Origin of the sequence: Actinomadura kijaniata, from assembly GCF_014138665.1 — a bacterium.
In the GTDB taxonomy this organism is placed as follows: Bacteria; Actinomycetota; Actinomycetes; order Streptosporangiales; family Streptosporangiaceae; genus Spirillospora; species Spirillospora kijaniata.
The window spans coordinates 681,935-695,366 of record NZ_JACJIA010000003.1; the positions used below are offsets into that span (position 1 = coordinate 681,935).

At 74.3% G+C, this 13,432-nt stretch carries 12 protein-coding genes; 3 read left to right on the forward strand and 9 right to left on the reverse strand.

What is annotated here, in order from left to right:
* Positions 1 to 65: 65 nt before the first annotated feature.
* Positions 66 to 884, reverse strand: coding sequence for an SAM-dependent methyltransferase (locus HNR61_RS15375; RefSeq protein WP_182843972.1), 819 nt, complete (start codon positions 882 to 884; stop codon positions 66 to 68).
* Positions 885 to 1,042: 158 nt separating this feature from the next.
* Positions 1,043 to 1,651, reverse strand: a complete 609-nt coding sequence (locus HNR61_RS15380; protein ID WP_182843792.1) for a TetR/AcrR family transcriptional regulator — start codon at positions 1,649 to 1,651, stop codon at positions 1,043 to 1,045.
* Between the two features lie 83 nt (positions 1,652 to 1,734).
* On the opposite strand from HNR61_RS15380, the gene HNR61_RS15385 reads away from it, so the two are divergent.
* Positions 1,735 to 2,736 carry an SDR family NAD(P)-dependent oxidoreductase gene (locus HNR61_RS15385; protein WP_182843793.1) on the forward strand — a complete coding sequence of 334 codons (1,002 nt, stop codon included), beginning with the start codon at positions 1,735 to 1,737 and terminating at the stop codon, positions 2,734 to 2,736.
* Between the two features lie 13 nt (positions 2,737 to 2,749).
* Here the strand turns inward: HNR61_RS15385 and HNR61_RS15390 are convergent, their stop codons facing one another.
* From HNR61_RS15390 to HNR61_RS15405, 4 genes are all read right to left on the reverse strand, one after another.
* Positions 2,750 to 6,214 carry a hypothetical protein gene (locus tag HNR61_RS15390; RefSeq protein WP_182843794.1) on the reverse strand — a complete coding sequence of 1,155 codons (3,465 nt, stop codon included), beginning with the start codon at positions 6,212 to 6,214 and terminating at the stop codon, positions 2,750 to 2,752.
* Positions 6,215 to 6,578: 364 nt separating this feature from the next.
* Entirely contained in the window at positions 6,579 to 6,782 is a 204-nt protein-coding gene (locus tag HNR61_RS15395) for a PspC domain-containing protein (RefSeq protein ID WP_067813713.1), read from the reverse strand.
* A gap of 121 nt (positions 6,783 to 6,903) precedes the next feature.
* Positions 6,904 to 7,623, reverse strand: coding sequence for an HAD family hydrolase (locus HNR61_RS15400; protein WP_182843795.1), 720 nt, complete (start codon positions 7,621 to 7,623; stop codon positions 6,904 to 6,906).
* On the reverse strand, positions 7,620 to 8,270 hold the full coding sequence (locus HNR61_RS15405; protein WP_067813719.1) for an MBL fold metallo-hydrolase: 651 nt from the start codon (positions 8,268 to 8,270) through the stop codon (positions 7,620 to 7,622). The genes HNR61_RS15400 and HNR61_RS15405 overlap by 4 nt, the downstream gene beginning before the upstream one ends.
* A gap of 195 nt (positions 8,271 to 8,465) precedes the next feature.
* On the opposite strand from HNR61_RS15405, the gene HNR61_RS15410 reads away from it, so the two are divergent.
* Positions 8,466 to 9,533, forward strand: coding sequence for a phosphotransferase family protein (locus tag HNR61_RS15410; protein ID WP_182843796.1), 1,068 nt, complete (start codon positions 8,466 to 8,468; stop codon positions 9,531 to 9,533).
* Entirely contained in the window at positions 9,530 to 10,636 is a 1,107-nt protein-coding gene (locus HNR61_RS15415) for an Rv3169 family protein (RefSeq protein WP_182843797.1), read from the forward strand. Before HNR61_RS15410 ends, HNR61_RS15415 begins: the two co-directional genes overlap by 4 nt.
* Positions 10,637 to 10,767: 131 nt before the next feature.
* On the opposite strand, the gene HNR61_RS15420 is transcribed toward HNR61_RS15415, so the two are convergent.
* The 3 genes from HNR61_RS15420 to HNR61_RS15430 all read right to left on the reverse strand — a co-directional run bounded on the left by HNR61_RS15420 (position 10,768) and on the right by HNR61_RS15430 (position 13,418).
* Positions 10,768 to 11,058 (reverse strand): Fe-S cluster assembly protein HesB, encoded by a 291-nt coding sequence (locus HNR61_RS15420; protein WP_182843798.1) that lies wholly within the window; start codon positions 11,056 to 11,058, stop codon positions 10,768 to 10,770.
* Positions 11,059 to 11,140: 82 nt separating this feature from the next.
* Complete coding sequence (locus HNR61_RS15425) at positions 11,141 to 12,217, reverse strand: alpha/beta hydrolase (protein WP_182843799.1); 1,077 nt, start codon at positions 12,215 to 12,217, stop codon at positions 11,141 to 11,143.
* A 97-nt stretch (positions 12,218 to 12,314) separates the two neighbouring features.
* Positions 12,315 to 13,418 (reverse strand): alpha/beta hydrolase, encoded by a 1,104-nt coding sequence (locus tag HNR61_RS15430; protein WP_182843800.1) that lies wholly within the window; start codon positions 13,416 to 13,418, stop codon positions 12,315 to 12,317.
* Positions 13,419 to 13,432 lie beyond the last annotated feature (14 nt).

The following is a 13,432-nucleotide window of genomic DNA, read 5'->3' on the forward strand; positions in this document are numbered from 1 at the left end:
CTCCAATGCAGAACAAATCGTTCCGTTCCAGGTTAGCAGAACGGAACGCTTCATTCCACGAATGTTCAGGGCTTGCGGGCCACCCCGCAGAACGAGTCGACCTCGCGGGGCCGCTCGCCCGGGGAGGGGTCGGGCCGCCACAGCGTCGTGGACACCACGCCCGGCTCGACCAGCTCCAGGCCCTCGAAGTGACGGGCGATGAACTCGGGGCTGCGCGGGACGTAGGGCACCGCCCCCGACTGCGCGTACAGCCGCAGCGCCGCGGCCCGGGCGGTCTCGTCGGCCGAGGCCGCCGGCCGCGCGCCGAGGACGTTGGTGCCGTCGTTGACCACCAGGAAGCTGCCGGGGGCCAGCGCCGCGACCAGCTCCCGCACGATGCCCTGCGGATCCTCCTCGTCGGCGACGTGCCCGATGACGCCGAGCAGCATCAACGCCACGGGCTCGGCGAGGTCCAGGGTCCGGGCGGCCGACTCCAGGATGGACGCGGGGTCGCGGACGTCGGCGTCGATGTGCTCGGTGGCCCCCTCGGGGGTGCTGGTCAGCAGGGCGCGGGCGTGGGCCAGCACCATCGGGTCGTTGTCCACGTAGACGACGCGGGTCTCGGGGGCGATGCGCTGGGCGACCTGGTGGGTGTTGTCGGCGGTGGGGAGCCCGGTGCCGATGTCGAGGATCTGCCGGATGCCCCGCTCGCCGACCAGGTGGCGGGTCGCCCGGCCGAGGAAGGCCCGGGCCGCGCGGGCGATGTCGGCCATCTCCGGGAAGAGGGCGAGCATCTGGCCGCCGACGGTCCGGTCGACGGGGTAGTTGTCCCGGCCTCCCAGCCAGTAGTTCCAGATACGCGCCGAATGCGGGTGCTGGATGTCGAAATCGACGCTGTGCGGCATTTCCACGACAGCCTCTCTACACAGAACACGACCGGATGCCGCCAACCGTAACCAGCCAGGGGTTCCGGTCAACACTCATGTAACAGAACTGAATGCCCCGATATCAACCCAGGTCAGCGGAGTGTCCCCCCTCGGTCACCGACCGCCACGGCCCGGCGTCAGGCGGGCAGGGACCGGGCCACCAGTTCCATGCCCCGCCGCATCGCGTCCCGCACCTCGGCGGGGCCGTCGCCGCGTTCCAGCGCTGCCGTGGCGGCGGCGCCGACCGCGCCCACCATCGCGCCGACCAGGGCCGACGCGGTGACCTCGTCGAGCTCGTCCGGGAACGCCTCGCGCAGCGCCCGCGCCAGCTCGGCCCGCGCGCCGAGGTAGCGCTGGAGCAGCCGCGCCTGGAGCGCCGGCACCGAGGCCGCCAGCCGCACCCGCAGCGCCGCGAGCCCGCCGGACAGGTCGCCGCCGTCCCAGGCTTCGAGGATCATCCGTTCGGTCGCGCGCAGCAGGACGTCGGCCGGGCGCTCCCCGGGGCCGCGTTCGGCGATCGCCGCCACCGCCAGGTCGACGCGCACGTCCGCGTGGGCGAACAGCACGTCCTCCTTCGCCTGGAAGTGGAGGAAGAAGGTGCGGGTGGACACCTCGGCGGCCGCGGCGATCTCGGCCACGGTGACGCCCTCGTACCCCTTGCGCTCGAACAGGCGCACGGCCGCCTCGACCAGCGCCTGCCGGGTGCGCCGCTTCTTGAGCTCCCGCAAACCGGGGGTCTCCGCCATGCCCGGCATCCTATTGCCCTCCGCACTCACTTCATGCAATGTATTAATACATCAAGTGAAGCGAGTGGGAGGGTGTGATCGGTATGGGCAGCCTGGACGGGCGCGTCGTCCTCGTCACCGGGGCGGGGCGCGGCATCGGCCGGGAGGAGGCGCTGTTCTTCGCCGCCGAGGGCGCGCGGGTCGTCGTCAACGACCCCGGCGTGGCCATCGACGGCAGCGGCGGCGACACCGGGATCGCGGCCTCGGTCGTGGCGGAGATCGTCGCGCGGGGCGGGCAGGCCGTCGCCAACACCGACAGCGTCACCGACTGGGACGGGGCCCGCGCCATGGTCGACACGGCCCTGGACGCCTTCGGGGACCTGCACGTCGTGGTCAACAACGCGGCCATCGAACGGAACCGGGGCCTGGCCGACCTGTCGGAACGCGACTTCGACGACGTGCTCGCCGTCAAGCTCAAGGGGACGTTCGCGGTGACGCGCTGGGCGGCCCGCCACTGGCGCGACCGCCACCGCGAGGGCGTGCGCGCCGACCGGGCCGTCGTCACCACCTCCTCGGGCTCCGGCCTGCTCAACCCGCTGCCCACGCAGGCCTCCTACGCGGCGGGCAACGCGGGCGTCGCGGCGCTGACGACCGTGGCGGCCCTGGAACTCGGCCGGTACGGCGTGCGGGTCAACTGCCTCTCGCCCTCCATGGCCCGCACCCGCCTCACCGTCGGCGTCCCCGGGATGGAGCGGAAGCCCGCGGCGGGGTTCGACCCCCTGGCCCCGGCCGCCTGCGCGCCCGTGGCCGCCTACCTGGCGAGCGCGGAGTGCCCGCTCACCGGCCAGGTGCTGTCGGTGCGGGGCGGCTCGGTCGTCCTCAACCACGGGTGGTCGCGAGGGCCCGGCGTCCACAAGGACGGGCTGTGGGAGGTGGGGGAACTCGCGGAGAAGCTGGCGGAGATCGCGGTGGAGGACCCGTTCGACAGGCTCGCCGAGGCGCTGGGCGGGGCGCTCGGCACGATGGGCCGCGCCCGCCTCCAGGAGATGATCGACACCCTGCTCGACCGGGGAACGCCGCCGGAGCCGGACGGGGCGCGCCCCTGACCCGGAACGCCGCCTACCGCCCCGCCGCGCCCCGGTAGGCGTGCACGGCGAACCGCAACCGGGCCTCGACCAGCATCTCCTCGTCGGCCGGACAGTCCAGCATCCGCCGCGCCGTCTCGATGATCTGCTCGTCGCTCAGCGCGGGCCCCGCCTCACCGATCCGCCGCGCCAGCTCGACGAGGTCGTCCCGCCGGTAGAACGCGATCGACTGCCCCCGCCGCACGAACCCCTCCCCCGCGGCCCCCGGCCCAGAACGTGCGGGCGCAGCGCCTTCGGGCGCAGCGCCTTCGGGCGCCGCACGTTCCGACACCGCACGTTCCGGACCGGAATGCCTCGGCCGGGAAGAACCCGACGCGGCACGCTCCGGCGTCGCACGCTCCGGAGAACTACGTCCCGGGGCAGCGTTTTCCGGCACGCCACGCTCCGGCGTCGCACGCTCAGGCACGCCACGCTCAGGGGCGGCGCGTTCCGGGGCGGCGCGTTCCGGGGCGGCGTGTCGTGGGTTGGGGGGAGCTGGTGGGTTGCGTTCGGGGTCGGGGGTGGGCTGCTCTGGTGGGAGGCGGCGGGGTGCGGCGTGTTTTCGGGGGGAACGTTCGGGTTCCGTGTCGGGGTGGTCGCGCGTGGCGTGACGTGGTGCGGGGTGTTCGACGCGGCCGGGGAAGGCGTGCTCCCGGGCGGGGCGCTCCGCTTCCGCGTGGCGGGGGACGGTGGGTTCCGGCGCGGCGCGTTGTTGTGGCACGTTCACCGGTTCGACGTTCGCGGGGGCGGGCCGGTCCGGCGGGGTGAAGCGGGCGTTCAGGAGGGTGAACAGGGAGGTCGTCGGGGTGACCACCCCGCGCAGGTCCTCGGGCAGAGCGTCCGCCGGGACCGGGGTGTCGGGGGCCGGGAGGTCGGTGGACTCCGGGCCCACCAGGATCAGGCGGGGGGCCAGCCACAGCAGGAACAGCGCCTCGGCCCCGGTGTCCTCGTCACCGTCCACGATCACCACGTCGAACGTCTCCCCCGGCGCCACCGTCCCCGGCACCCGCCACAGCGGGACCAGGCGGGCGGGGGACGCGGCCTTCTCCAGGTGCGCGTTCCACGCCCGGGCCGCGACCAGGTCGCGGTGCCGGGACTCCGCCTCCGCCAGCGCCCGGCGCAGGTGCGCCTCGGTGGGGGAACGCGACATCGCCGCCAGCCTGCCCGCCGCGTGCGCCCACGCCCACGCCTCGTCCCAGTGCTCCGCCCGGGACGGCCACTCCGGCGACGGCACCGCCAGCGCGTCGGCCAGCTCGGGGTGGACGGCGGCCAGCCGTTCCAGGTGGTCCGCCCGGCGCAGCTGGGCGGCGCGCGTGCGGCGGGCCTCCGCCAGGTCGATGAGCGCGTCGCCGTAGGCCTCCGCGTCGCGGGCCTCGACGGCCGCCAGCGCGCGGTGCAGCTCGGGCGGGTCGTCGGGGGTCGCGCCGATGGAGTCCCGCAGGGCCGCCAGGTCGGCCGCCGCCCGGCTCACGCCCTGGGCCAGCAGCACGTTCTCCAGCGCCGCCGTGTAGGCGTGCCACTGCAACGGGTGCGTCAGCGCGATGTTCAGGCCCGCCTCGCGCAGCAGCTCGGTCGACTCCTCGATCGCGGGCAGCACGTCGCGGACGCGCGCCAGCCTCGCGTGCGCCCGCGCGAACCGCGTCACCCGGTCCGGCAGCGGCACGTCCGCCGGGAACGACACCCCCGCCGCCTCCCACACGTACTGCAACTCCTGGCAGGCCATCCGCACCAACAGGTGCGTGCGGACCGCCTCCAGGCGTTCGGGGGTGGTCGGCGGTTCGCCGTTCACGGTGACCGAGGTGAGCAGGGTCTCCGCGTTCCGCTGCACGGTGGGCCGCAGCGGGCCGCGTTTCAGGGTGCCGCCTCCCAGCAGGTAGGCGCGCAGTTCCTGGGCGGAGGCCACCAGGTGCCGCAGGTGCGTTTCGTCCGGGGGGATCTCGACGTGACGGTCGCCGAGGGAGGCCATGGCGCGTTCGGCCCACTCCGCCTGGGGGGCCAGCTCGGCGACGCGCGCCCACACGGCGGGGCGGCGGTGGGCCAGGGCGTCGGTGAACGCGCGGGCGGCGTGGTCCGCGTCGTCCCATCCGCCCGGATGGCCCGCCAGCCCCAGGTCGCGCAGCGCGCTGCGCACGGTCGTCGCCCGCACGTCCAGGCGCGCCAGCAGCGCCACGTCGCAGCGGCGCAGCCGCCGCGACAGGTCGGTCTCGTTGCGTTCCGCCTCGGCGGCGGCGGCCGCCTCCGCCTCGATCAGCGTCCGCACGTAGGGCGCGCCGGGCAGCGCGCGCGGGTCCACGTCGCGGTGGCGGGTGCGGTCCTCGCCGGTGTCGGCCATCAGGCGCACGAGCTCGGCGGCCTCGGCGGCGGTCAGCGGCGGCGTGGTCGGCAGGTCGGGGCGGGGCGGCAGCCAGTCGAAGCGGTCGGCCTCGGCGGCGATGCGGCGGGCCAGCGCGGCCCGGTCGCCCCGGTAGCCGGGGCCGAGGTCGCAGTCGCCGGTGTCCTCGGTGAGGCGCAGCCGCTCCTTCAGCTCGGCGACGACCTGCGCGGCCTCCCCCTCCCGGCGGACCAGCGCGTCCACCGGCTCCGGCTCGCCCCGCAGCGGGAACGCCCCCGGATCGCACAGCACCGCCACCCGGGGGTGCAGCGCGTCCCCCAGGTCGGCGTCGGTCGCCACCAGCACCCGCAGTCCCCGTGCCAGCAGGCCCGCCAGCAGGTCCGCGACGACCTGCGGGGTCCGTTCGGGAACGTGCAGCACCGGCGGGCGCGCCCCCGGCTCCAGGAACGCCGCGACCCCCGGCGGCGTCTCCCGCTCCGCCGCCAGGCCCGCGTAGTGGTCGGCCAGCGTCCCCGGCCGCACCACCAGGGCGGGCGCCAGCCGGAGCAGCGGCGCGGACGGCGGCGGGCCCACCGGGGCCGTCCAGTCCTCCCGGAACGCCACCGTCTGGTCCCGGAACGCCACCGCGCACCACTTGCGCAGCACGTCCGACGCCGACGCGCGCAGCCCGAACCCCTGCCCGTCGCGCACCGCGTCCCACACCCAGTCGGTGCGCGCGGGCCGGAACCCGGGCAGGCCCGCCAGCAGTTCGCGGTCGCGCAGCCGGGTGGGGCCGTCCAGGACGACGTCGAGGCGTCCGGACCGCGCGTCGGCGACGACCCGGACGGGCGTGGTCAGCAGGTGCCCGCGCACCGCGGGCCCCTCGTCGGGCCGCCACGCCAGCAGCCCGGTCGCCAGTTCCGCCGCGCCGCCCCGGGCGGCCAGTTCCGACAGCGGGCCGCGCCAGGGGCCCGCCGGGACGGCGAACAGCGTCTCGCCCGGCCCGGCGTCGTCGTTCACGCGCACGTCGCCGGGCAGGTCGGCCAGCCAGTACACCTGCGGCTCGGTTCCCGGCCCGGCACGGTCGCGCCGGGCCCGGGCCAGGTCGCGCAGGAATCGGAGCAGCCGGGAGTCGGCGGGGTCGGGCACGTCCGCTCCTTCCCTGCGATAGAGACTGCCTCGCCCGATCTAAGTACCTATGGGGAAGCCTGTCACCTGATCATCCAGAGAACAGTCAAACCGGAACATCCGTCGAGGCGTCGCCCGATCCCGCCGCCCCCCGCGCGCACCCTCCCGTTGGTGCGAACCGCGGCCCGCCCGACGCCAGGCCGCGATCATCGATCGCAGAGCCTCGAACCTCGTCGAGCGCGAAGCGCCCCTGCCCCGCCTCTTCAGTTGGATCCACCGACGCCGCAAAGCGTCAACGCACGACCGTGCCCCCGTGTCCGGCCCGTCGGGCCGGACCCGGGGGCCACCCGGAGGGAGCCCCCGGTTCGCCGCGGTGTCGCGTCGGTCAGTGCGTGCGGGCGTGGTGGCGGTCCTGGCTCGGGAGCATGACCCACAGGACCGCGTAGACGATGAACTGGGGGCCGGGCAGCAGGCAGGACAGCAGGAACAGGATGCGGACCACGGTGGCCGACATGCCGAACCGGCGGGCCAGGCCGGCGCACACCCCTGCGATCATGCGTCCGTCGCGCGGGCGGTAGAGGCCGTTCATGTTCACTCCGATTCGTGTCGGGTCGATGTCTCTTCGGTGTCTCGTCGACGTCTTCCACGCTACGGAGCACCTACCCGCCACGAATCGGCCTAACGGCTGGTTCGCCCCCACTACCTGGGAATTAAGGGATGTCCCCTAGTGGTCGGTCCGGGGAGTTGTAGGCGGCGACCAGGTCCGGGAGACCGGTCAGGTCGTCCAGGACGAACGTCGCCTCCGCCAGCGCCCCGGGGTCCTCCTGGATGTGGCCCCACGGGCCGCGCCGCAGGAACGCCGCGTGCATCCCGAACCGCAGCGCCGGGCGCAGGTCGTTGTCGATGCGGTCGCCGACGTACAGGACGTGGTCGGGCAGCACGTCGGCGAGCTGGGCGCAGCGTTCGAAGAACTCCGGGGACGGCTTCTCCACGCCCCACACGTCGGAGATGCCGAGCACGTCGTAGGGCAGGCCGAGCGCGGCGAACTGCGCCTCGGCCCCGACGGGCTGGTTGCCCGCCACGCCCACGAACAGGCCCTGCCCGCGGAGCCCGGCCAGGCAGTCGTGGGCGTCGGGGTACAGGTCGGCGGGGCCGAACCCGTTGGGCACCCCGGCGGCGGCGCGCTTGGCCTCCTCCTCGGCCAGGTCGAAGCCCGGCTTGAAGTACTCGAACAGGTCCAGGTGGGTGCCGCCGGTCGCCAGCAGCGCGCCGAGCTTGGTCAGGAACGTGTGCCGGGGCACGCCCAGCCAGTCCGCCCACCGGCCGTAGATCTCGCCCTCGTTGACGAGGGTCTCGCCGATGTCGAAGAAGACGGCCTGGATGGGGCGGTTCGCCGTGGCGGGGAACCCGTCGGGGAAGGTCTCGGTCACGCGGCGCCCAGCTCCACCGACTCGCCGGGGGCCAGCCGCCGGAACTCCCGGCCGATGCGCTCGCCCGCCGCGCCGACGTGGGTGTTCATGACGTTCAGGCCGATGTCGTTGAGCAGGCCGTCGTGGATGACGAACGCGCGCTCGGGGTTCACCTCGGCGCTGTAGTCGTACAGTTCGGGGATCTTCATCCAGGGGGCGTTGCCGGGCAGGCACAGGGTGCGGACCGGCTCGTCGGGGACGGTCAGCGCGTCGCCGGGGTGGAAGACCTCGCCGTCGACCAGGAAGCCGGTGTTGGGGATCGGCGGGACGTCGGGGCGCAGGATCTCGTGCTCGCGGCCGTAGACGTGGATCTCGAAGCCCGCGACGGTGACGGCGTCGCCGTGCCCGACCTGGTGGACGCGTCCGCCGAGGTCGGCGAGGTTCTCGGCGACGACGCGGGAGGTCCACACCTCCAGCGCGGGGTCCTCGGCCATGGCCTTGCGGAGCGCGTCGGCGTCGAAGTGGTCGAAGTGCTCGTGCGTGATCAGGACGGCGTCGGCGGCGGCGAGGGCCTCGGCCGCCCCGCTGAACGCGCCGGGGTCGATGACCAGGGTCCGGTCGTCCTTCTGGAGCCGCACGCAGGCGTGTCCGAGCTTGGTGAGACGCATACGCGGAATCTTCGCACGCCGGCGTCGCGGCGCAGGTCACGGCCCACCGCCGAATCATGCCGAAACGGTCGGCGGGCGCCGGGTCCGTTATAGGCGCAGCTCGGGCGGGCGGCGGCCGGATCGGGCCGTTGACCGGGCCCCCGCCCGTTGATAGAACACGTTCTACTTTCAGGTGTGGTGGCGAGGAGGCCGCGCATGCCCGTTCCCGACCAACGCGATCCCGAGGTCACCCGCGCGATCCTGACCCGGTGGCTGGACCGGCACCTGCCGGGGGTGTCCATCCCCATGATCGAGACGCCGCAGACCAGCGGCTTCTCCAGCGAGACGCTGATGTTCGACGCGGCCTGGACCGATCCGGACGGCACCGGGCGCCACGAGCCGTTCGTGGCGCGGGTCGCCCCGGCCCGGTACCAGATCTTCCCCGAGCCGCGCTTCGCCGACGAGTACCGGCTGATGCGGATCCTGGACGAGCGCACCGACGTGCCCGTCCCGCCGATCCGCTGGTACGAGCCGTCCCCCGAGCCGCTGGGCGCGCCGTTCTTCGTGATGGGGCGGCTGGAGGGGCGGGTCCCCACCGACATGCCGCCCTACCACTCCGGTGGTTGGGTCACCGAGGTCCCGCCGGAGGAGCGGGCCGCGATGTGGTGGTCCACCCTGGAGATCGTCGCGCGGATCCACCGGCTCGACGTCGGGGCGCTCGGCCTGCGCTTCCTCGACCGGCCGGAGTGGGGCGCGACCGGGCTGGAGCAGCGCCTCAACTACTACGAGCACTACCTGCGCTGGGCCTACGGCGGCCCGCAGGAGGTCGCGGCGCGCGCGCTGGAGTGGCTGCGCGCGCACCGGCCGGGCGAGCCCGACCCGCCGGTCCTGCTGTGGAACGACGCCCGCATCGGCAACGTGATCTTCCAGAAGGGCGTGCCGGTCGCCGTCCTGGACTGGGAGACGGCCGTGCTGGGCGCGCCGGAGGAGGACCTGGCCTGGTTCCTGTTCCTGGACCGGCACCACTCCGAGGGCATCGGCTTCCCCCGGCTGGAGGGCTTCCCCTCGCACGCCGAGACCGTCGAGCGCTACGAGGCGCTGCTCGGCCGCCCGGTGCGGGACCTCGGCTACTACGAGGTCCTGTCGGGCTTCAAGTTCTCCTGCATCATGGCGCGGATCGGCCAGGCGATGATCGACTTCGGGTGGATCGAGCCGGGCGACGCGTTCCCGCACGACAACAACTGCACCCGGCTGCTGGCCCGCATCCTGGAGGACGCCCCGTGACGCTGTCCCCGCTCGACGACTACCCGATCCACCAGGCCCCCGAGGTGATGCGGCACGTCGCCACCTCCGACCGCAACTTCTACGACCGCTACTACTTCAACGTCCACCCCTGCTCCGACGACCTCATGCTGATCATCGGGATGGGGCAGTACCCGAACCTCGGCGTCACCGACGCCTACGCCCTGCTGCGGCGCGGCCCGCTCCACCGGGTGGTGCGCGCCTCCCGCGAGCTGGGCCTCGACCGGATGGACACGACCGTGGGGCCGTTCCGGGTCGAGGTCCTGGAGGGCCTGCGGCGGCTGCGGGTCACGCTGGACGACGACGAGCACGGGCTGGCGTTCGACCTGACGTGGGAGGGCTCGATCCCCGCCCAGCTCGAACCGCCGCACTACGTGCGCTGGCAGGAGCGCGTCATGTTCGACTCGCGCCGCCTCGCCCAGACCGGCCGCTGGTCCGGCCACCTCACCGTCGACGGCGAGCGGATCGAGGTCACCCCCGACCGCTGGTGGGGCTCGCGCGACCGCTCCTGGGGCATCCGCCCGGTCGGCGAGCCGGAGCCGCCGGGCATCCAGGTCAGGAACGCCGGGACGTTCTACTGGCTCTACACGCCGATCCAGTTCGCCGACCACTCCGTCCTGGCGATCATCCAGGAGGACGAGAAGGGCCGCCGCGTGCTGGAGGAGGCGGTCCGGGTGTGGCCGCAGGAGGGCCGCGACCCCGAGTACCTGGGCCGCCCCGAGTACCACCCGGTCTACGCCGAGGGCACGCGCGACGTGGTGGAGGCGACGATCGCGTTCGGTCCCCCGGGCGGCAAGCCGTTCGAGATCCGCGCGACGCCGATCCTGCCGGTCCACATGATGCTCGGCACCGGCTACGGCCTGGAACCGGACTGGAAGCACGGCATGTACCAGGGGCCGGAGCCGAAGGTGCAGGGCGTCGCCTACGACGCCCGCAAGCCCGACGACGCGGCGCGGATGTGGGGAATGATCGACGCGGTGGCCCGGTACGAGTACGTCGACGGCGGCGGCCCCACGGCCGAGACGACGGGCTACGGCCTCTACGAGTACTGGGCGCTCGGCCCGCACCCGTCGTTCCCGGACTGAGCCGGGCCGGAACGCGCGGCGCCGGCGCGGACGCGCCGGCGCCGCGCTTCACGCCGTTCGGGCTTCCTGGTCGAACGGGGAACGGACCAGGGGCGCCGGAACGGCGCTACCGCGGGCGGTGCCGGCCCCCGTCAGACCGCGTCACCCCCGGCGATGGTGAACTCCACCTCGCCCTGCTGGTCGACCTGGGCGTCGAGGGTCTTGTCGTCGAGCAGCTGCGCCACCTCGGGTTCGAGGTAGACGCGCGCGCCCTCCTCCTCGACGATCTGGTCGCCCGCCTCCGGCGCGGCGGCCACCGACAGGCGCAGCGCGTCGGAGCCGTTGACGCCGGGTTCGATGCGGATGCCGGTCTCGGGGGGAAGCTCGGGGTTGGCGGTCACGGTGCGGATCACCTGGACGGCACCGTCGGTCAACGTGAGCATGGTCTGCTCCCTCATGTCTTCCGTCGTTCGGGGTCGGACGCGCGCTGCCCTGCCCCGCCCGTCCCACCCCTAAACCTCGGCCTCAGGAGGGGCCGGGGAGGCGTTGTGCCAGCCAGGCGTACGCGCGGGGCAACATGTCCCGCCATACCCGGACGTTGTGACCGCCGGTCGGGACGATGTACGTGAACGCCCGTGTGGGCGGCCTCACACGCGGCAGCAGCGCGTCGATGGCGGTGACCGTGCCGGGGTCCTCGCGGCTGCCCGCCAGCAGCAGGTCCACGGCGGGACGGGAGGCCAGCAGCTCGACGGGGCTGTTGGCGCGGGCCAGCGCCGGGGATCGCCGCAGGTCCGGGGAGGTGGGCCGGAAGTAGCCCGCCAGGCTGACGGCCGCCCGGTACCGGTCCGGGTGCCGGGCGGCGAGCTTGGCCGCGCAGAACCCGCCGGTGGAGTAGCCCATCGCCGCCCACGCGGAGGCGTCGGGCAGGGCGCGGAAGTGCCCGGTGACGATGCGGTGGATGTCCTCGGTCAGCCAGGTGGCGACCTTGGGGCCGCCCGGGATGTCGCTGCACTCGGTGTCGCGGCCCGGCTGCACGGTGATCGTCGGGGCGACCAGGATCGCGGGCCGGGCCTGCCCGCGGCGCAGCGCCTCGGCGAGCCGGTCCGCCCCGCGCATCGCGCCGAACCACGTCCACGACGAGCCCGGGAAGCCGGGGAACAGCTCGATGACCGGGAACCGCCGGCCCGCGTGGGCGGGGTCGGAGTACTCCTTCGGCAGCCACACCCGCACCTCGGCGCGGACGCCCGACGCCGCCCCGACGGGGCGCGCGACATAGGTGCGGCTGCGCCGGTCGTACCGGAACGGCCCGAACCCGCGCCGCGTCCCGCCGCCCTGCGGCCCGACCGCCTGGATCTCGCCGCCGGCCGTCGCGCCGGAGCCGAGCAGGTCGTCCCAGGAGGCGTACAGGTGCAGGCCGCGGTTGATCAGCGTCCCGGCCAGCAGCAGCGCCGTGACCTGGCACGTCGCGATCAGCCCGAGCCGGGCGGCGGCGCGCGCGGCGCGCGGCCCGGGCAGCCGGTTCCACGCCAGCAGGCACCCGGCCGGGGCCGCGACCGCCAGCGCCACCAGCAGGACCAGCAGCGGCCAGCCCAGAAGCCCCATCCCCCGCCCCCAGTCGTCCCGTGCCGCCCGCGGGCGGTGGAACGACGGTAGGGATCCCCGGTGACCCTTCCGTGAACGCCGATTGAAGATCGTTTTGTCAGGAGGGGGCGGGAAGGCGCTCGGCCAGCCAGGAGTAGGCCTTGGGCAGCATGCGCTGCCAGACCTGGATGTTGTGGCCGCCGGTCGGGACGATGTAGGTGAACGCCCTGGTCGGCTGCTTCACCTTGGGCAGCAGCTCCTGGATGGCGGCGACCGTGCCGGGATCCTCGCGGCTGCCCGCCAGCAGCAGTTCCACGGCCGGGTGCCTGCCGACCAGCGTCAGGGGGCTGTTGGCGCGTTCGGTCTTCGGGTCGCGCAGCAGGTCGGGGGCGGTGGGCCGGAAGTAGCCCGCCATGCTGACCGCCGCGCGGTACCTGCCCGGGTGCTGGGTGGCGAGCTTGGCCGCGCAGAACCCGCCGGTGGAGTAGCCCATCGCCGCCCACGCGGGGCCGTCGGTCCGCACCCGGAAGTGCCGGGCGACGATCTCGCGGACGTCGTCGGTCAGCCAGGTGGCGACCTTGGGGCCCTTGGGAATGTCGCTGCACTCGGTGTCGCGGCCCGGCTGGACGGTCATCATCGGCGCGACCAGGACCGCCGGCCGGCCCCGGCCCCGCTTCACCGCCTCGGCGAGCTGGTCGCCGCCGCGCATGCCGATGAACCAGGTGGACGGCGTGCCGGGGAAGCCGGGGAACAGCTCCACCACCGGGAACCTCCGGTGCGCGTGGGCCGGGTCGGCGTACTCCTTGGGCAGCCACACGCGGATCTCGCCGGTGACGCCCGACTTCGGCCCCTTCACGATCGCCCGGTAGGTGCGGGTGCGGCGGTCCATGCGGAACGGCCCGGTCCCCTGCCTGCCGCCGCCGACGCTGCCGCCGTCGTGCGGGCCCCGGTCGGGCGGGCCCATGGCCTGGATCTCGCCGTCCCGGGCGCCGGTGCCGAGCAGGTCGTCCCAGGAGGCGTAGAGCTGGAGGTTGCGGTTGATGACCACGCCGACCAGCAGCAGCGCGGTGGTCTGGCAGACCGCGATCAGCCCGAGGCGCCCGAGCAGCCGCACGGCCCGGGGGCCCCGCAGCCGTCCCCACGCCAGCAGGCAGCCCGCGGGGGCCGCGACCGCCAGCACCACCAGCAGGACCAGCAGCGGCCAGCCGAGAAGAGTCATCATCCGCCCCCGTCGTT